Raw genomic sequence first — 21072 nt, 5'->3', positions numbered from 1 at the left:
CTCCCGCTGAAGGACGGGTGCGCTTCGCAATAAGCCTCGAGAGAAGTGCCTTTCGATCCTTGAAAGGCGCAACGCGCCGAATCGCTTGCCCGCTTCTATTCAACGAAAACCTTCACGCTGGCCGCGCGCCCGGCGGCGTCGATAACGGTGAGCGTCGAATAGCCGGTGCCGTCGGGCTGCCAGGTCGCGGTGCGGCGGCGGTCGATGCCGGCGAGCGGCTTGCCGTTGGCAAGCCAGCGGAAGGGCGCGCGGCCGCCCTGCAGCTTCAGCACAAGCGGCGAAGCGTCCGCCGAATTGGTGCCGAGGTCGACGCGAGCCCCGTCCGGCGGGAAGACGATGGTGGGCGCCGGTTCAGTCGGCGTTGCCTGCACCAGCCCGTCGGAGCCGGCGCTGAAGCGGGCGAGCGTCACCGGCAATTCTTCGCGTTTGGGTTTGAAGAGACCCGGCGGCCGGCCGGGCAGCGGCACGCTGGCCAAACCCGAGCGGACAAAGCCTTCGAAGAGAATGGGCGCGGCCGAAACATAGCCGGAGAGGCCAGGTACCGGGCCGGCGTCGGCACGACCGACCCAGACGCCAAGCACATAGCGGCCGTCGAAGCCAACCGACCAGGCATCGCGATAGCCGTAAGATGTGCCGGTCTTGTAGGCGATGCCGCGCTGGGCCGCACCTTCGGGCGGCTTCACGCCGGACAGGATGTCGTCGATCTGCCAGGCGGCCTGGTCGTCGAGGATAGTGGCGGTGATGCGCTCGGCATCGGCGGGCTCGGTGCCGTCATGCAGCGCGTGCATCTTGCCGCCATTGGCGAGGCCGGTATACAGCTGCACTAGGTCGCGCAAAGTCACCCCGGCGCCGCCGAGGCCGATCGCCAGCCCGGGCGCCTCGTTGAGCGGCAGGACCAGGTTGACGCCGGCCTGGCGGAAGCGCGCCGTGAGCCGTGCGGGACCAACCGCGTCCAGCACCCGGATCGCCGGCACGTTGAGCGACAGCTGCAGCGCCTGCCTGATGCTGACGTCGCCCTGGTAGCCCATGTCGAAATTCTTCGGCCGGTAGCCGCCAAAGTCGGCGGGGCTGTCCTCGATGATCGTCTCCTGCGCCACTAGGCCTTGCTCGAAGGCAAGCCCATAGATGAACGGCTTCAGCGTCGAGCCGGGCGAGCGCACTACTTTGGTCATGTCGATCCAGCCGGATCGGCTGGCGTCGAAGAAATCGGCTGAGCCAACTTCGCCAAGAATGTCGCCGGTGCGGGCATCGGCCATCACCATGGCGACGGAAAGCTTTGGGCCGAGCTTCCTGGCGGCCTCTTTCGCCACCTGCTCCAGCCCTTGCTGAACACTGCGGCGGATGGTGAGTTGCAGCGGCTTGCCGGGTTCAGCCTTGGGCAGCATGGCGTAGGAAGCATGCGCTGCCAATGCCGGCAGCTTGCGGCGCAGGCCGGAGACGTCGTCGAGCGCGGCGCGCGCTGCCTCTCGTTCGTTGAGCAGACCGGCCGAGACCATGCGGGTGAGCACGCGGTCGCGCGCGGCATGCGCGATGTCGAGATTGCGGTCTGGCCGGCGCTTTTCCGGCAACTGCGGCAGCGCGACCAAAAGTGCTGCTTCCGATACGGTCAGCCGCTTCGGCTCCTTGCCGAAATAGGCGAGCGAGGCGGCGCGCACACCTTCCAGGTTGCCGCCATAGGGCGCCAGCGTCAGGTAGCGCTCGAGGATTTCGCGCTTGGACAAACGCCGCTCGATCTGGATGGCGCGCAGGATTTGCCTGGCCTTGGAGGCGAGGCTGCGGCTGTCGCGCGGCTCGATCAGACGGGCAAGCTGCATCGAGAGCGTCGAGCCGCCGGAAACGATGTGGCCGCTGGTGGCGAACTGCCCGGCGGCGCGACAAAGCGCCAGCATGTCGACGCCGCGGTGGTCCCAGAAGCGCTTGTCTTCATAAGCGACCAGCATGTCGACGAACTGCTTGTCGACCTGGTCGAGCCGGGTCCCAAGCCGCCAGTAGCCGTCCGGCGTCGCGAAGGCGCGCAAGAGTTCGCCGTCGCGGTCCTGCACTTCGGTGGAGACCGTCAGCGGCGCCGGGAGCGGCGGCGGGAAGGCGCGGTCGAGCTGCCAGAGAGCGGCGACGGAAAGGGCAAGACAGGCGGCGGAGGAAGCTGCCGTTATGGCAGCGCGGCGCAAAAATCTTTTGGAAAGCATGGTGCTGCCCCTCACCCTGACCCTCTTCCCGTGAAAGACGGGGAGAGGGGGGCGTCAGCGCTGGAGCTTGTCCCTTCTCCCCGTCTTTCACGGGAAGAAGGTGCCGGAAGGCGGATGAGGGGCAGCGCTATCGCCATGTTTGTGATCGCCAGCGTCGGAATACTTACTCCGCCTTGACCTCCACCATGCCGGAGGCGGTGCGGGCCGAATATTGCGGCCGGTACATGTCCTCCACCGTCGCCGCCGGATGGGCATAGGTGCCGGGCCTCACGGCGCGCACGACATAGGCCAGCGTGATGTTGCGGTCGCCGTCGCCTTCGTTGGGATTGAAGGCGGCGACGAAGCGGTCGTCGCGGAACTCCAGATGCGCGGCGTCGGTCTGCGCCAGCCAGGAGAAGTTCGACAACTGAGCGCTGGACACCAGGCTCGGATTGTCTATCTCGAAGCCGGCCGGCAACAGATCGGTGATCAGCAGGCGCGAGGGCCATTTGTTCTGCTCATAGACCTTGAGCACGACCACATAGCGTTCGTTCTGCCTGGCCTCGGTGATGTTGGCCTCGGTGCCGTCGAGCCTGTAGTAGGTACGATCGATGGTGAAGCCGTCGCCGCCGGCCGGCAGCGGCTCGACGGGTGCGGCCACCGCGGTGACCACCGCCTGCAGCGCCGTCGTGCCGGTGTTGGCGATGGCGAGCGGGCTGTCGACAAGGTCGTTGCCGGCAACCCGATCGGAATAGCCGCCGGTATGCGGCGCGCCGTTGACGGAAAGCGTGATCGAATTGTTGCCTTCCTTCAGCGCCCTTGCCGCAAGGAGCATCCAGGATTCGTCCTGCGTGCTCGTCCAGCGGGCGTCGGCGCGTTCACGCGCCACCAGCCTGATCAGCTGCGGCACGATGCTCGGCACCGGCTTCGATTCCGCGGCCAGCGCAAGCATCGCCGCGCCGTCACGCAGGGGCGAGCCATAATCGGAGCGATAATAGTCGTATTCGGTGCTTGCCTGTGCCAGCCGCAAGGCCGTCTGGAAAGTCGCCTCCGAACGCTGGGTGTCGCCATAGAGCGCCAGGCTCGCGGCCAGTTGGGCGACAGCCATCGGGCTCGAGAAGGACTCGAGCTGCGTGTCCGAATAGTAGCGCAGATCGCCGATCGAGGCCTTCTTGTTGCGGGCGAGCACATAGAGCGCGTAGGCGATCTCGCTGCCGCGATCCTGGACGTCCTGGTCATAACCAAGCGAGTTCTGCAGGTTGTTCAGCGCCTGGTTCATCGCCTGAGCCGGCACGTCGTATTTCTGCTCGCGTGCCCGGGTCAGGAACTCCGTGACATAAGCATCGAGCCAGAGATCGCCGGATCCCGGGCCCCAGAGGCCGAAGCTGCCGCTTGATGCCTGGTAGCTCAGCACCTTGTAGACGGCATCTTGGATGCGACCATGCAGGTCCGGATCGCTCTCCATGCCGATGCTTTTTGCCATGTCGTTGACATAGAGCAGCGGCAAGGCACGGCTGGTTGTCTGCTCGGCGCAGCCATAGGGGTAGCGATCGAGCGTCATCAAGAGCGAAGGCACGTCGAAGGCGGCTGCCTGTGAGACGCCGACGCTGACCGAAGCACCGTCGAGCACGCTTGCGGCGAGCAGCTCCTTGTCGACGCGCAAGGCGCCGCCATTGGGTTTCAGGTCGACCACCATGCGGTTGGTGACCGGGAGCTGCGCCGGGCGCACCGGCAGGTAGAGCGTCTGCTCGACCTCGGTTCCGCCGTCATGCGCGAGCTTGACGGTGATCAAAGCGTCGCCCGCCGTCTGCGCGATCAGCGGAAATGAGAGCGCTTGCCGCTTGCCCTGGCTAAGCGTCAGCTTCTCGGGCAGGGGCTTGTCGCCGGTCGAGAGATCGCCGGTCGTGGTGACCGACAGCTTGTAGTCGCCGGCAGGGCCGTCGGTGTCGGCGATGTCGAGACGCATGGTCGCGGCATCGCCAGGCGCCAGGAAGCGCGGCAGGCCGGCGGTGATCACCACCGGATCGCGCACGATGACGTCGGTTTGAGCATGGCCGACGGCCTCTTTGGTCCAGGCGACGGCCATGACGCGCACGGTGCCGTTGAACTGCGGGATGTCGAAATCGATCCGCGCCTTGCCGTTGGCATCGAGCTCGACCGGGCCGGAGAAGAAGGCGACCAGCTTCTCGGTCGGCGGGCTGCCCTGCGACTGCATGTTGGCGCCGTCGCCGCCGGTCCGCAATTTGCCGGTGGTGCCGAGCGAACCGTCGATCAGGCGGCCATAAAGGTCGCGGATTTCCAGACCCAGCATGCGCTGGCCGAAGAACCAGTCCTCCGGATCGGGCGCCTTGTAGTTGGTGAGATTGAGGATGCCGACATCGACGGCCGCGACCATCACATAGGCCTTGCTGCCGGCTTGCGCGCCGCTGACGGCGACCGGGATCGACAGCTGCTGGCGCGGGGCCGTCTTTTCAGGCGGCGTAAGCGCAACAGTGAGCTTCTTCGAACCCGGATCGACGGTCAGCCATTTGACGCCGATTGCGCGGGCCGGCATGCGCGATTCCTGCGCATCGCCGGGCCGGAACAAAGTCGCCGTGACATAGGCGCCGGCTCCCCAGTCGTCGCCGACCGGGATGTCGACGGTGCTGCCGCCGGTCGGCACCGAAGCGGTGACGGTCTTCAACAGCTTCTCGGCGCCGATGGTGACCAGGAGTTCGCCGGCAAAATGCGGCGACACCTTGAGCTTGGCCACCTCGCCAGCGGCGTAAGTGTCCTTGTCGAGAGCGATCTCCAGGCCGTCCGGTGTTTCGGTGGTGGTCGAGGCGACGTACCAGCCGGCGTCGAACTCATAGCTGGTCGCCGGGCCATCGGGGTCGGCCGTCTCGACCTCGAGCCGGTAGCGGCCCCAGTCGACAGGAAGCGACACGGTCGCCTCGCCGTCGGCTTTCAGGTCGATCTGGCCGTTGGCGACGGCCTTGGTGAGGTTCACCGCTTCATAGTTCCAGGAATTGTTCGAACGGTACCACTGGTAATTGCGCTCGACCTTGACCAGCGACCACTGCGCGCCCTTCAGCTCCTCGCGTTTGCCGTTCGGATCGACGGCGATGATGCTGAATTTCGCCGTTCCGCCTTGCGGCACCTCGCCGCCTTCGAAATCCGGGCGGATGCCGATCATCTCCTTTTCCGGATGGACGGCGATGTCGAGCGAGCGCTCGACGGCACGGCCGCCGGCTTCGCGCATGCGGACTGTGACCTTGGCGTTGATCAGCTTGGTCGTGAAGGGCAGTTGGTCGATCGAGACCGGGAAGGTCGCCTTGCCGTCGTCGCCGACGAGGGGAAGGTTGGCCAAAGGCGTCACCGAAGGTTCGGCCGACTGCTCGTCGGCGAGACCGAAGGTGAAGTCCTTGAACCGATCCCAGCTGTCCGTGGTCGACAGCGTCATCTCGCCTTCAAGCGCGAGGCCGGCGGCCGGCGCGCCATAGAGGAAGCGGCCGTCGACGCTGACATTGGCTGTCTCGCCCTGCGCGATTTCCTTCTTGTCGGCCGTCAAGTCGAACTCGATGCGATCCGGCACGAAGTCTTCGACCAGGAACATATGGCTGGCGACCGGTGCCTGCTTGGGATCGGTGTAGATCGACACCGACCAGGTGCCGCGCATGGCGTTAGGCTCGAGCGACAGATCGACGGCATGGGCGCCGGCGGAAGCGCCGTCGCTGACGATACGGCGGTTCTCGACGCCATCGGGTCGGGTGAAGATGAAGGTCAGCGGCAGGTTCTCGACCGCCTTGGCGGCGCCGTCGCGCGCAAGGGCGGCGACATGGACGTCTTCGCCGGCGCGGTAGATGCCGCGCTCGGTCCAGGCATAGACGTCGAGCGCGCCGGGCGCGGCACGCCCGGCAACGCCGCGGTCCGACAGATCGAAACCGGCGCGGCCCATGTCGAGGAAGACGAAGTCGTTGTCGCCCTGCTTGGCCATCAGCACCGCCGGCACCATGCCGCCTTCGCCGCGCGTCAGGCCCGGGTTGAAAACGGCATGGCCCTCGGCGTCGGACGTCGCCGTGCCGAGGATTTCATTGTTCTTGGCAAGCAGCGTCAGTTCGGCGCCGGCAATCGGCTTGGCAGAGCCCAGCGAGCGGGCAAAGACGTTGAGACCGTCCTGGCCGGTATAGGTGGACAGACCGATGTCGGAAACGACGAACCACTGGGTGGCGCGCGAACCATAATCGTCGCTTTTGTCGTCGACCGGCTGGGCGGTCAGCACATAGACGCCGGGCTTGCGCTGCGGGATCGCCTCGTCGACCGGAAAGGAGGTGGTGACCTCCTTGTTGAGGTCGTTGGCGATGTCGAGCGTGCCTTCCCAGACCGGCTCGCCCATCTGGTCGGAAATGGTGGAAATGTCATAGCCGTCGAGCTGATGCAGGAACTGGTAGCCGGACAGAAGCTGCGCCAGCGATCGGTCGCCGATGCGGTAGAGCTTCATCTTGGCGGCGCTCATGTTGACGGTGACGACCGGAATGCCGCGGCGGGCGCCGGCCGGCAGCACGAAGCTGTCGCCAGTGAAGCGGGCCGACGGGGCGCGGTCCTGGACATAGATCGACAGCACGACCGGAGCGGCAATCGACTCGCCGATCGCGGCCGGCAGACCGGCGCGGAAGGTCACGTCATAGTGCTGGCCATGTTCAAGCCCTTCGACGCAGATCTGCTTGTCCTTGGCTTCGACAGCCTTGGGAGCGGCATTGTCGACGGTGACGAACTGCGAATAGTCGACGCCGGTCTTCACCAAGTCCTCGGAGAACTGGGCGCAGATGCGCGGCGAAGAGGAATCGGCATCGACGGAATGGTCGATGACGCGGAAACCCTTGCGCGCCTTGAGGTCGGCGTAGTCGGCCTGCACGGCTGGCGAGTTCACCAGCGCAAGGCTCGCCTCATAGGCCTGAATGGCCGGCCGGAAAAGGTCGCGCTTGTCGAGGCCGGCGGCAAGCAGCGCCAGCGCCTCGGCGCGGGTTTTTGCCGTGCGCACCAGCTTATAGGCGTTGAAAGCGGCCGAGGTGACGTTTGCCGGCAGGGTCGAGGGTTCGGAAGTGTTGGAAGCCGGCTGCACGCCGAGCGTCTCGCGCGCCAGCGCCAGCCAGAGCGCGCCGTCGTCGGGCAGGACGGACAGCGCCGCCTGGTATTTCTGCATGGCCAGGCGATGGTCGCCGGTCAGCGCTGCCTGCTCGGCCGCAGCCTGAAGTGCGGCCAGCCCTTCGGTCGGCTTGTCATACGCCGGATCGGTCAGCTTGTTGCGAAACTGCTGGGCCTGATCGGCCATCCAGTTGGGGAAGAAGGCAAGTGGAGGCGGCGCGCCGATATCGGGGTCGCCATCGACGTTTGCGACTTTGCCGGCGACGGCGCCGCTGAAGGGTTTCAGCTGATTGTAGTCGGATTTGAGAAAGCACCATTTGGCCTTCGTGTTGTAGGTGAAGGCGCGGCAGGCGGGATCGCCGAGGCATGTGGTCTTGCATTGGTCGAGGCTGACATTCTGGTCGGACCTGAGGTCGAAACCGAAATAGTCGGAGTTGTCGGTCGTCACGATTCGCCGGGCTTCGGCCGCTTGCGCGGCCCCGCTCAAGGCAAAGAACAGAAGAACGAGGAAAGAGAGACCACGAGCCGCGCGCATTGCCATATCACCCTCCCGACATTGCAGCGTCCGGCCATGATCAAGCATCAAACAGGCTTGTCAACGCCGAACGCGGCAGGTTTTCAACCCGCCAACGGTTTCCATGCCGGCCACAGGCCGGTATTTCGACAGAACCTCCATGGGACAAGGGTTCACGCTTTCTTGCGAAGGCGCAAAAGGTGTGAATTCCAAGCCCGGTCTATTTCAGACAATTGGATTGTGGCCCCTTTACGAGCGTTTCAGAACTTCATTCCAATTTTAGTTTTGTCGTCTAGGTTAGCGTAATGCCGGCGTATGAAACGCAGATGTCAGGAGGGATCGCGCCAGGGCGCGTGCTTCCGCGCGCCCTGCTTTTGGCGCTCGTCTGCGCGGCCATGCTCGCCGGCGAAGCCCGGCCGGCGGCTGCTTTCGAGATTTTCGGCATCAAGCTTTGGGGCTCGTCCAAGGACGAGGATGCCGACATCGTCGATCCGCTGCGCTATTCGGTGACCATTGACGCTCCCGATGCCGACAAGGATCTGGTCAAGAAGCTGGAAGATGCCTCGGTGCTCAAAAATGACGAGGAGCACCCGGTATCGGGGTCGCTCGGCTTGATGGCCAAGGCGCGCAGCGACCGCGAGCAACTGGTTGCCGCCCTTTATGCCGACGCCCGCTACGAGGGCGTGGTCACCATCACCATAGAGGGCAAGTCCATCGACCAACTGCCGCCGGACGCCGAATTCAAGGGGCCGCAGCCCATTCCGGTGGTCGTCAGCATTGCCGCCGGGCCGAAATTCACCCTCGGCGACATCAGACTGAAAGGCGACGCGGCCGGCCTGGCGAGCGCCGATTTCGGCCTGATCGCGGGCGGCGACGCCAGTTCGGGTGCCGTGCTCAAGGCCGAAGCGGCGATCGTGCGAGCGCTCAAGGAGGAGGGCAGGCCGCTAGCCAAGGTGACGGATCGCGAGATCGTCGCAGACCATGACACCTCGACGCTCGACGTGACACTGACGGTCGCGGCCGGCCCGGTCGCCGGCTATGGCGAGACCACAGTAGAGGGCACCGAAAAGGTCGATCGCGACTTCACCGAATACATGACCGACCTAAAGCGGGGTCAGCAATATTCGCCGCAAGAGATTGACGATGCCCGCGATCGGCTGCTCGGGCTCGAAGTCTTCAACAGCGTGACCATCAAGGAGGGCGAGAGCCTCGACGCCCAAGGCAACATTCCGATCGACGTCCAGGTGAGCGAGCGCAAGCCGCGCTTTTTCGGCGTCGGCGGCACGTTTTCGAACACGGAAGGACTGGGGCTCGAAGGCTATTGGGGCCACCGCAACCTGTTCGGCCAGGCAGAGAAGCTGCGCATCGACGGCTCCATCAGCGGCATCGGCAGCAACAGCATTTCCGCGCTCAACTACAATGCCGGCATCATGTTCGAGAAGCCGGGGGTGCTCGGGCCGACATCCAAGTTCTTCACCGGCGTCAAGACCGTGTTGGAGCACCCCGACGCCTATGACCATTTCTCGGTCAAGGGCGACGTTGGAGTCTCCTACGACCTCGACAAGAGGCAGCGGGTCTCGGCTGAATTCGACCTCGACTACTCGAGGATCACCGACGCCTTCGGCAAGCACACCTATCTGATCGCCAGCATTCCGCTGCAATATGTTTATGACAGCCGCGACAACAAGCTCAACCCGACCAGGGGTTTCCGGGCGCTCGCCTATGCCGAGCCGAGCTACGACATTCTGAACGGCGCGACATTCCTCAAGTTGAAGGGCGAAGGCTCGGCTTACCAGTCGCTCGATACGGCGAGCAGATTCGTCCTCGCCGAACGCGCCACGCTCGGCTCGATCGTTGGCACCGGGCTGCAGAATGTTCCGGCCGACAGGCGCTTCTATTCCGGCGGCGGCGGCTCGGTGCGCGGCTATGCCTATCAAGGTATCGGCCCGAAGGACATCGACGGCCAGCCGATCGGCGGCCTGTCCCTGTTCGAGACCTCGGTCGAGATGCGCATGGCCGTCACCGACACGATCGGCATCGTTCCGTTCGTCGATGCCGGCACGGTCTCGATCAAATCCTTCCCCGATTTCTCCGACCTCAAGGTCGGCGCCGGCGTCGGTCTGCGCTATCTTACGCCATTCGGGCCGCTGCGCATCGACGCCGCCGTGCCGCTCAATCGCGATCCGGGCGATCCGCATTTCGGCCTCTATGCCGGCATCGGTCAGGCGTTCTGATGATGAGGATATTCTGGCGCATCCTTCGTATCTGCCTTTACGCGCTGCTCCTGCTGCTGGTGGTGGCGATCGGCGCCCTCGCCGTGCTGACCGGCACCGAAGGCGGTCGTCAGAATCTCGCCGGTCTGATCTCGAAGCTGGCCTCGACCGAGGACCGCAAGATCACCGTCAGCGGTATCGAAGGCATCTGGTCCGGTCAGCTCAGGCTCGATCATGTCGTGCTGGAGGATCGCACGGGGCCCTGGCTGGTGGCGCGCAAGGTGGCGCTCGACTGGTCGCCGACGGCGCTTTTGTCGCGCAACTTCAGCGCCGATCGCATCGAAGCCGAGCGCATCGAGTTGGCGCGGCTGCCACGAGCCGGCCAACAGCCGTCGCAAGGCGCATCGAACAGTCTGCCGGTCTCGATCGACGTCAAAGAGATCGAGCTGCCGGAGATCGCGCTCGGGCAAGAGCTCGCCGGCAGCGGCATTGCCGAACTTGCCGCCAAGGGTTCGCTCAAGGCCGATCCATCGCCGCTGGCGATCGACACGGTGCTCAAAGTCGCCCGCCGCGACGGCAAGCAGGGCAATGTCGACGCCAAGGTCCGTTTCGCGCCGGCCGACAACAAGCTCGACCTCGATCTCAAGGCGTCGGAGCCGGCCGGCGGCATCATCGCCAATTTGCTCAAGCTCCCCGATGCGCCCCCCGTTGATATCGTCGTCTCCGGCACGGGGCCGCTCGCCAATTGGAACGGCATCGGCACGTTCGTTGTCGACCGTCAGATCGTCGCCCAGCTCACCGGCCGCCATCAGTTGAGCGACAGGGGCCACTATATCGAGGCCAAAGGCGACGGCGAATTCGAGCGCTTCCTGCCGGAGAAGTTCAAGTCGCTGTTTGCCGGCAAGACGAATTTCGACGTGGCCGGGACGGCGACCACGACAGGCGGGATCGATATCGAGCGCGCAATTGTAGAGAGCGGCGCCGTGCACGGCACGGCCACCGGCAATGTCGACCCGAAGGGCGCCAGCGATCTTGCCGTCGAGCTCTCCGCCAAGGACAAGCCCGTCACCATCGACGTCGGCACCAGCGCGGTGCCGATCCTGGTCGCGGTCGAGAAGGCGACCGCACGCGCCTTTGGCGACGGCAAGGCGCCGATAGTCGACATCGGCACCTCCTTGGCCTCGATCGCCGTCGGCGGCACGCAGCTCAACAATGTGACGGGACAGGTCCATTCCGACGGCTTCGACGTCGCGACCCGCACCGGGCCGGTCAATGTCAAGCTCGCGGCCGCCGGCCTGAAGACCGACGTGGCGACCCTGGCGCCGCTGGTGACGGGCAAGCTAGCCGCCGATCTCGCCGGTTCGATCAGCCGCGACACCGTCACCGTCGACCAGGGCACGTTGCGCAGCGATGCGCTCAATGCAGCGCTGACCGCCGGCGTCTCGCTCGCCGACCTGTCGATGACGCTGAAGATGAACGCCGACGCCGTATCGAAGGCGCTGCCGCCGCAGATCAGCTCGCTGCTTGGCGAACGGGTGAAATTCTCGGCTACCGCGACCCGCGATCCGGAAGGCGCTTTCGCGGCCAACGAGCTGGAACTCACCTCCGGCTCGCTCAGCGCCAGCGGCACCGCCAGCGCGCAAGGCTCGGATATCAAGGCAAACGTCAAGGGAACGCTGGACGATGTATCGGCGCTGTCGTCGCTGGCGGGCACGCCGCTTGCCGGCGGGGTCAATTTCGCGCTAACCGCCAGTGGTCCGCGCTGGGCGCCGGATTTCTCGGTGTCGGCCGACAGCGCCAGCCTGACGGCGGCCGGCCGCACGGTGAAGGACATCAAGCTCTCGGCGAAGGGCAAAGCCGACATCGCCAACCCCTCGGCCGATATCTCGCTGACGGGCAGCGTCGAGGAACAGCCGCTCGACATCGAGGCGTCGTTGGTGACCGCCGCCGGCAAGCGCGCGATCAGGGGCCTCAGCCTTGCACTCGGCGACAACAAGGTTTCGGGCGACCTCGCGCTCGACGACCAGTTCCTGCCGGTTGGCACGCTGACGCTGGCCGTTCCCGATGTCGCCCCGCTGGCGGCGCTAGGCGGCCAGACGGCAACCGGCGATATCAACGGCACGATCGCCTTCGCCAAGGATGGCGCGGCTCCGAACCTCACCATCAATGCGGCCAGCACATCGATCGCGCGCGGCGAAGTGGCGGCGAAAGCGATCACCGTCAATGCGCTGATCGCCAATTATCTCAAGGGACCGGCAATATCTGGCACGATCAAGGCCGACAGCGTCACTTCCGGCAAGACAGTGGTCAGCGGTATCGGCATCGACCTGAGGCGCGACGGCGACTGGACCAATTTTTCCGGCGGCGCGACGGCATCCGGCATTCCGGCCACCGCGACCGGGCGCGTGAAGATCGCCGACGGCAAGACCAGCGTCGAGATCGCGTCCGGCGAAGCGACCCTGCGCGGCATCAAGGCGGCGATCGCCGAGCCGTCGCGCCTTGCAATCGCCAACGGCGTCGCCAGCGTCGAGAAGCTTGCGCTCAATCTCGGCGGCGGCTCGGCGACCATTTCCGGCAGCGCCGGCCAGCTCCTCGACCTGACGGCCAATTTCGCCAGCCTGCCTGCGGCGCTCGCCAATGATTTCGTGCCGGGCCTCGATGCTGCCGGAACGCTCGAAGGCACGGCACACCTCACGGGTCCGTCGGCCAATCCCGATATCGAGTTCGACGCCAAGCTTGCCGGCGCCGAGACCAGCCAGACCCGCCAGGCGGGACTTGGGCCGCTCAATCTGGATGCCGCCGGCAGCTATGGTCTGGCGAGCGGCCTGGCCCTGGACCATGCAACGCTTGCGGGCGACAAGATTTCCGGCAACGCCGCCGGCAGCTTGAATCCGAACGGCGTCAGCGATTTTTCGCTCGATCTGACGTCATCCGGACCCAGCCTGCCGTTGACGATCGGCAGCGCCGAAAGCCCGGTCAAGATCGAGGTCCAGTCATTGTCGGCAAAGATAGCCGGCCAAAGCACGCAGGCCCGCCTCGAGGCTTCCGCCATCCTGCCTTCGGTTGCCGCCAGCCAGGTGAATGTGGACGGCCTTGCCGTTGCGCTGCATTCGGATGCGTTCGATCTCAAGGGGCGGGCAGGCCCGGTCTCCGGGACGGTGTCGATCGACAGGATCGGCCTGGACAATCCGATGATCGCGCCGTTGGTTGCCGGCAAGGTTACGGCCGAGGTCAATGGCCGTTTGACGAGCGACGCCGTTGCCGTCAACAGCGGCTCGCTCAAGAGCGATGCGCTCAACAGCCAGGTCGCCGGCCGCATGTCGCTGCGCGACGGCGCCGTCGACCTCAATGTGAACGCCAATGTCGCTTCTTCCGCCTTGCCGGCGGCGGTGCGCGGCATGTTGGGCGAGAGCGCGCAATTGAGCGCCGCGCTGAAACGCGACGCCAACGGCAACGTCAATGTCTCCGGCTTGAAGCTCAACTCGGGCGCGCTGAGCGCCGACGGGCAGGCGAGCCTTGCCGACAACAAGCTTGCCGCCGACATCAGGGGGGCGTTGAGCGACGTTTCGCTGCTGTCGAAAGACGCCAAGGGCGCCATCGCTTTTGGCCTGAATGCGCAAGGTCCGATTATGGCGCCCGACCTCTCGCTGACGGTGAACAGCGACAGGCTGTCCGTGGCGGCGCGCGAGATCACCGGACTGAAGCTCACCGCGACAGGCAAGGCCGATGCCGCCAATCCGGCGGCCGATGTGCAACTGACCGGCAATGTCGCCGGACAGCCGCTGCAGGGCAATGCGGTGCTTGCCACCGCCAATGGCAAGAGCGCGATCAACGGGCTTCTGCTGTCGCTCGGTCCGAACAAGATCTCCGGCGACCTCGCGCTTGACGACGCGTTCGTGCCGGTGGGCACTCTGACGCTGGCCGTTCCCGATGTCGGCCCGCTGGCGGCGCTAGGCGGCCAGACGGCAACCGGCGATATCAACGGCACGATCGCCTTCGCCAAGGATGGCGCGGCTCCGAACCTCACCATCAATGCGGCCAGCACATCGATCGCGCGCGGCGAAGTGGCGGCGAAAGCGATCACCGTCAATGCGCTGATCGCCAATTATCTCAAGGGACCGGCAATATCTGGCACGATCAAGGCCGACAGCGTCACTTCCGGCAAGACAGTGGTCAGCGGTATCGGCATCGACCTGAGGCGCGACGGCGACTGGACCAATTTTTCCGGCGGCGCGACGGCATCCGGCATTCCGGCCACCGCGACCGGGCGCGTGAAGATCGCCGACGGCAAGACCAGCGTCGAGATCGCGTCCGGCGAAGCGACCCTGCGCGGCATCAAGGCGGCGATCGCCGAGCCGTCGCGCCTTGCAATCGCCAACGGCGTCGCCAGCGTCGAGAAGCTTGCGCTCAATCTCGGCGGCGGCTCGGCGACCATTTCCGGCAGCGCCGGCCAGCTCCTCGACCTGACGGCCAATTTCGCCAGCCTGCCTGCGGCGCTCGCCAATGATTTCGTGCCGGGCCTCGATGCTGCCGGAACGCTCGAAGGCACGGCACACCTCACGGGTCCGTCGGCCAATCCCGATATCGAGTTCGACGCCAAGCTTGCCGGCGCCGAGACCAGCCAGACCCGCCAGGCGGGACTTGGGCCGCTCAATCTGGATGCCGCCGGCAGCTATGGTCTGGCGAGCGGCCTGGCCCTGGACCATGCAACGCTTGCGGGCGACAAGATTTCCGGCAACGCCGCCGGCAGCTTGAATCCGAACGGCGTCAGCGATTTTTCGCTCGATCTGACGTCATCCGGACCCAGCCTGCCGTTGACGATCGGCAGCGCCGAAAGCCCGGTCAAGATCGAGGTCCAGTCATTGTCGGCAAAGATAGCCGGCCAAAGCACGCAGGCCCGCCTCGAGGCTTCCGCCATCCTGCCTTCGGTTGCCGCCAGCCAGGTGAATGTGGACGGCCTTGCCGTTGCGCTGCATTCGGATGCGTTCGATCTCAAGGGGCGGGCAGGCCCGGTCTCCGGGACGGTGTCGATCGACAGGATCGGCCTGGACAATCCGATGATCGCGCCGTTGGTTGCCGGCAAGGTTACGGCCGAGGTCAATGGCCGTTTGACGAGCGACGCCGTTGCCGTCAACAGCGGCTCGCTCAAGAGCGATGCGCTCAACAGCCAGGTCGCCGGCCGCATGTCGCTGCGCGACGGCGCCGTCGACCTCAATGTGAACGCCAATGTCGCTTCTTCCGCCTTGCCGGCGGCGGTGCGCGGCATGTTGGGCGAGAGCGCGCAATTGAGCGCCGCGCTGAAACGCGACGCCAACGGCAACGTCAATGTCTCCGGCTTGAAGCTCAACTCGGGCGCGCTGAGCGCCGACGGGCAGGCGAGCCTTGCCGACAACAAGCTTGCCGCCGACATCAGGGGGGCGTTGAGCGACGTTTCGCTGCTGTCGAAAGACGCCAAGGGCGCCATCGCTTTTGGCCTGAATGCGCAAGGTCCGATTATGGCGCCCGACCTCTCGCTGACGGTGAACAGCGACAGGCTGTCCGTGGCGGCGCGCGAGATCACCGGACTGAAGCTCACCGCGACAGGCAAGGCCGATGCCGCCAATCCGGCGGCCGATGTGCAACTGACCGGCAATGTCGCCGGACAGCCGCTGCAGGGCAATGCGGTGCTTGCCACCGCCAATGGCAAGAGCGCGATCAACGGGCTTCTGCTGTCGCTCGGTCCGAACAAGATCTCCGGCGACCTCGCGCTTGACGACGCGTTCGTGCCGGTGGGCACCGTGTCGCTCGATCTTCCTGACATAGGGCCGCTGGCGGCGCTTGCGCTAGAAAAGGCGGAAGGCGACGTCCGCGGCGCGATCGCCTTCTCGAAGGCCGGCAACGCACCGAACGTCGCCGTCAAGGCAACCACGGCAGCGATCAGGCGCGGCGACCTCTCGGCCAAAAAAGTCGCCGTCGACGCCCAGATCGCCAATTACCTCGCAGCACCTGTCATCTCCGGCAAGATCCGCGCCGACAGCGTGACCTCCGGCGGCACTGCCGTTACCGGCATCGATGTCGACCTGAAGCGCGATGGCGACTGGACCGCCTTTTCCGGCGGCGCCACCGTGAAGAACATTCCGGCGAAAGCGGCCGGCCGGGTGAAAGTGGCGAACGGCACGACGACCGTCGAGCTCGCGTCGGGCCAAGCGACGGTGCAAGGCATCAAGGCGGCGATCGCGCAGGCCTCGACCGTGACCATCGCCAACGGCGCGACGACGCTCGACCGGCTGGTGCTCAATCTCGGCGGCGGCACGGCAACGGTGACGGGCAAGGTCACGCAGACGCTCGACATCAACGCCAATCTGGCCCGGGTGCCGGTCTCGCTCGCAAACAGTTTCTCGCCTGGCCTCGATGCGGCAGGCTCGATCTCGGGCACGGTCAAGGTCTCCGGCGCGCCGGCCACTCCGACGGTCGCCTTCAATGTCGATGCTTCGGGCGTGCAGACTTCGCAGACGCGGGGCGCAGGCCTCGGCGGCATGAACGTATCCTCGTCGGGAACCTTTGCCGGCAGCAAGCTTGCCTTCGACGCCAACATCAGCGACGGCGCCGGCCTTGGTCTCAAGGGCGGCGGTACGGTGACGACGGCAGGCGGGCCGACCCTGGCGCTCGATTTCAAAGGCAAGGTGCCGTTTTCCTTCCTTGCCTCGAAACTCGCCGTGCAAGGCCTGGCGCTCAACGGAACCGCCAATGTCGACGTGCAGGTGCGCGGTCCTGTATCCGCGCCGGTGATCAGCGGCAAAGTCACGACGTCGGGCGCCCGTCTCATCGACGCGCGCTCCGGGCTGGCGGTCAACGACATCGGGGCTGACGTCTCGATCGGCGGCGGCGTCGCCAGGATCAATCGCCTTACGGGCACGTTGTCGACGCGCGGTAGCCTTTCGGCGAGCGGCACCGTCGGCATCACGCCGGCGCAAGGTTTTCCGGCCGACCTGTCGATAAAACTCACCGACGCCCGCTACACCGACGGCAGGGTGGTGACCGCCAATCTCGGCGGCGACCTGACCATCAAGGGGCCGCTCGTGTCGGCGCCGGTGATCGCCGGCACCATCAATCTGGCGAGGACGGTCATCACCGTGCCGGACAAGCTGCCCGGCTCGCTCTCGGAGTTGGATGTGAAGCATAAGAACCCGCCGCGCGCGGTGCGCGCGCAGGACAGAGCGCTGAACCCGCCGACATCCAGCAGCGGCGGCAGCAGCGGCAGCGGCCTTGTCCTCGACGTGACGGTCAACGCACCGAATCAGATCTTCATCCAGGGCAGGGGCGTCGACGCCGAGCTAGGCGGCTCGCTGAAGCTGACCGGCCCGGCATCCTCGCCGCAGGCCGTCGGAACCTTCACCTTGCAACGCGGCCGGCTGACGATCCTTGCCAAGCGGCTGACCTTCACCGAGGGCACAGTCGGGTTCCAGGGTTCGCTTGTGCCTTACCTCAACCTGACCGCGACCACGACGACCAGCAGCGCCACCGTCACCATAGTCGTTTCGGGCGAAGCGACCAACCCGAAGTTCAACTTCTCCTCCGCACCGGCGCTGCCTGAGGACGAGGTGCTGGCGCAACTGATCTTCGGCCGCTCGATGTCCAATCTCTCGCCGCTGCAGATCGCCCAGCTTGCCGACGCGGCCGCGCAATTGGCAGGGGCCGGCGGCACGACCTCGCTGCTGGACAATCTACGCAGCGCGATCGGCATCGACGATCTCGACGTGACGACCGACGAGAAGGGGGGCACCGCGGTTTCGGCCGGCAAGTACCTCAACGACCGTACCTATGTGACAATCCAGAAGGGCGACAAACCGGGCTCCGGCAAGGCGACGATTGATCTCAATGTCGGGAGGGGCGTGAAGCTGCGCGGCGAGGCCAACGACGCGGGCGAAGCCAAGGGCGGCGTCTTTTACGAACGCGAATATTGACGGTGTTGCCCGCCCCGGCGGGCTGAAGAGGACTTTTGGCGCGCGCACGAGGCCCTGTCCGCCGGCAATGTCTTGATTTGATTGCCCTGTTAATTTTTGGAAATGTGCTGTGGACTAACAAATTTGCGTCAAGGCTGTCGCTATCACGCCAACCGGCCCCATTCCAAAGTTGCACATTCCCCACCATGTTCCAATTCCAAACCGGCTTTTGACATCACGGTCTGGATGCGGAATGTTAAAAGGCAGAAAGCCAAACAATGGGAGTCAGTCATGGCAATCTACAAAAGTAACGGTGATCGCGTTCCGGACCACATCCTGGCGATGGCCGAAGCGGCCAAGTCGGGCACGGTGGACCGCCGTGAATTCCTGGCTTTGGCCAGCGTTTTCGGTGCATCGACGGCAATGGCTTACGGCATGCTCGGTCTCGCCGCGCCGACGCCGGCCAAGGCCGAGGACGTGCAGGGCAAGAAGGGCGGCGTGCTGAAGGTCGCCATGTCGATCAAGGATCCCAAGGATCCACGCACCGCCGACTGGTCGGAGATTGCGAACGCCGAGCGCCAGGCGCTCGAGCCGCTGGTGAAGTACACGAAGGAGTACACCTTCGCGCCTTACCTGCTGGCAAGCTGGGACATCAACGACGACGCCACCGAATACACGCTGCATGTGCGGCCAGGCGTCGAATGGAATAACGGTGACAAGTTCACCGCCGACGACGTGATCTACAATTTCACCCGCTGGGCCGACAAGGCAGCGGAAGGCAACTCGATGCCTGGCCGCCTCGGCAGCCTGGTCGACGACGGCACCAAGAAGCTGCGCGAAGGCTCCGTGGTCAAGGTCGACGACATGACGGTCAAGCTCAAGCTGAGCAAGCCCGACATCGCCATCATCCCGAACATGTGCGATTATCCGGCACTGGTCGTGCATAAGACCTTCGATGAGAAGGGCGCCAACTTCAAGAATTGCCCGATCGGCACCGGCCCGTTCGAGCTTGTCTCCTACGATGTCGGCCAGAAGGTGGTCTACAAGCGCCGCGAGACCGGCAAGTGGTGGCAGGGCGAAGCTTTCCTCGACGGTGTCGAGTTCATCGATTACGGCACCGATCCGGCGGCGACGGTTTCGGCTTTCGAATCTGGCGAAGTCCAGACCAACCACGAAACGACCGCCGACTACATCAAGATCATCGCTGATGTCGGCGCGCCGGTTTCGGAGGTCGTCACGGCGGCCACCGTGGTGTCGCGCTTCAACATCACCCACAAGCCCTATGACAACCAGAAGGTTCGTCAGGCGATGTTGCTTGCGGTCGACAACGCCACGGTGCTGCAGCTCGGCTACGGCAATGCCGGCACCCCGGCTGAAAACCACCATGTCGCGCCGATCCATCCGGAATATGTCAAGCTGCCCGAGGTCAAGCGCGACATCGCCAAGGCCAAGCAGATGCTGACGGAAGCCGGCGTGATCGATTTCGAGCACGAACTGATCAGCAACGACGAAGACTATCACAAGAACACCACGGACGCGATCGCGGCCCAGCTGCGCGAAGCGGGCATCAAGGTGAAGCGCACCGTGCTGCCGAGCTCGACCTTCTGGAACGACTGGACGAAGTATCCGTTCTCGCAAACCAACTGGAACATGCGCCCGCTGGGCATCCAGGTCATCTCCATCGCCTATCGCTCCGGCGAAGCGTGGAACGAGACGGCCTACGCCAATCCCGACTTCGACAAGAAGGTCAACGAGGCGCTCGGCATCGCCGATGCGGAGAAGCGCAAGGTTGTGATGAAGGACATCGAGCAGACCCTGCAGGATTCCGGCATCATCATCCAGCCTTACTGGCGCAAGCTCTACATCAACATCAAGCCCGAGGTGAAGAACCACTCGATGCACCCGACCTATGAGCACGACTTCGGCAAGGTCTGGCTCGAACAGGCGTGATCCTTTTGCGACAAATATGAGGGGCGTCAGCCCCTCTTATTTGCAGCTTCGTCGCCGTTGCGTATTGTGCAACGGTGGCGGAGCCTCACAAGGTATCCGACACAGGGTTGAACCTATCTGACCCCAACCCGGCCGGCAGGGGAGCGCGCATGTTCTCATTCATTGCCAGACGCATCGGCACGATTCTGCTCACGATGCTATGCCTGACGCTGGTCGTCTTCTTTCTCGTCAATCTCGAGCCCAACTTGAAGAAGCTGGCGATCAGCCAGACCGAGATGCACACGTCGGCCGAACAGCTCGAAAGCTGGCTGGTCAATCACGGCTACCGGCAGAACTTCTTTGCGCGCTACGGCCAATGGCTGGGCGTCCTGCCCAAGCAGCCGATCACCGATCCTGCCACCGGCAAGGTGACGCAGCGCTTCTCCTTCTGCAACGACCCGGTCGAGCCGAAATTCTCCGGCGTGCTGCAGGGCGATTTCGGCTGTTCGACCAAGTTCAAGACGACGGTCGCGGCCAAGCTGTTTCCGGCACTCGGCGCCACCGGCATATTGATGTTCTGGGTGCTGGCGGTGATGGTGCCGATCTCGCTGCTCATCGGCATCCTTGCCGGCATGCGCGAAGGCTCGCGAACGGACCGGACCCTGTCGGTGGCCTCGATCGCCTCGACGGCGACGCCCGAATATGTGTCGGGCGTCATCTTCACCGTCATCTTCGCCTCGTGGTTGGGCTGGCTGAACGGCTCGGCGGCATCCGCCAGCCAGGGCATCACCTTCTACAATTTCACCCTGCCGGTGATCACTCTGGCGATCTACGGCACCGGCTATATCGCGCGCATGACACGGGCCTCGATGGTCGAGGTGATGACGCAGCAGTATATCCGCACGGCCCGCCTCAAGGGCCTCTCCTTCGGCAGTGTGGTGATCAAGCACGCGCTACGCAACGCGCTGATCGCGCCTTTCACCGTCATCATGCTGCAGTTCCCGTGGCTGCTCACCGGCGTCGTCATCGTCGAGGTGATGTTCCGCTACCAGGGTTTCGGCTACACGCTGGTCGAGGCCGCCGGCAACAACGACATCGACCTTCTGCTCGGCTGCTCGCTGGTCTCGGTATTCATCGTGCTGATCACCCAACTCATCTCCGATGTCGGCTACGCGTTTCTCAATCCGCGCATCAGAGTTCAATAG

At 64.9% G+C, this 21072-nt stretch carries 6 protein-coding genes; 4 read left to right on the top strand and 2 right to left on the bottom strand.

All coding sequences use genetic code 11. The features are described from left to right. Positions 1-95 precede the first annotated feature (95 nt). On the bottom strand, positions 96-2186 hold the full coding sequence (gene pbpC, locus P9254_RS05085) for a penicillin-binding protein 1C (RefSeq protein ID WP_278054243.1): 2091 nt from the start codon (positions 2184-2186) through the stop codon (positions 96-98). Positions 2187-2349: 163 nt separating this feature from the next. Further along, positions 2350-7830: an alpha-2-macroglobulin family protein gene (locus P9254_RS05080; protein WP_278054241.1), complete on the bottom strand. Its 5481-nt coding sequence runs from the start codon at positions 7828-7830 to the stop codon at positions 2350-2352. 278 nt (positions 7831-8108) lie between these two features. Here P9254_RS05080 and P9254_RS05075 point away from each other — a divergent pair, with 278 nt between their 5' ends. The 4 genes from P9254_RS05075 to P9254_RS05060 all read left to right on the top strand — a co-directional run bounded on the left by P9254_RS05075 (position 8109) and on the right by P9254_RS05060 (position 21072). Next, entirely contained in the window at positions 8109-10037 is a 1929-nt protein-coding gene (locus P9254_RS05075) for an autotransporter assembly complex protein TamA (protein ID WP_278054239.1), read from the top strand. A gap of 2 nt (positions 10038-10039) precedes the next feature. Then, positions 10040-17959: a translocation/assembly module TamB domain-containing protein gene (locus P9254_RS05070; protein ID WP_278103874.1), complete on the top strand. Its 7920-nt coding sequence runs from the start codon at positions 10040-10042 to the stop codon at positions 17957-17959. A gap of 270 nt (positions 17960-18229) precedes the next feature. Next, complete coding sequence (locus P9254_RS05065; protein WP_095779087.1) at positions 18230-19888, top strand: ABC transporter substrate-binding protein; 1659 nt, start codon at positions 18230-18232, stop codon at positions 19886-19888. Positions 19889-20037: 149 nt separating this feature from the next. After that, a complete protein-coding gene (locus P9254_RS05060) occupies positions 20038-21072 on the top strand; it encodes an ABC transporter permease (RefSeq protein ID WP_067328931.1) in 1035 nt (344 codons plus the stop codon).

It is taken from the genome of Mesorhizobium sp. WSM4983, from assembly GCF_029625765.1.
GTDB lineage: Bacteria > Pseudomonadota > Alphaproteobacteria > Rhizobiales > Rhizobiaceae > Mesorhizobium.
This window is presented reverse-complemented; position numbering and strand designations above follow the sequence as displayed.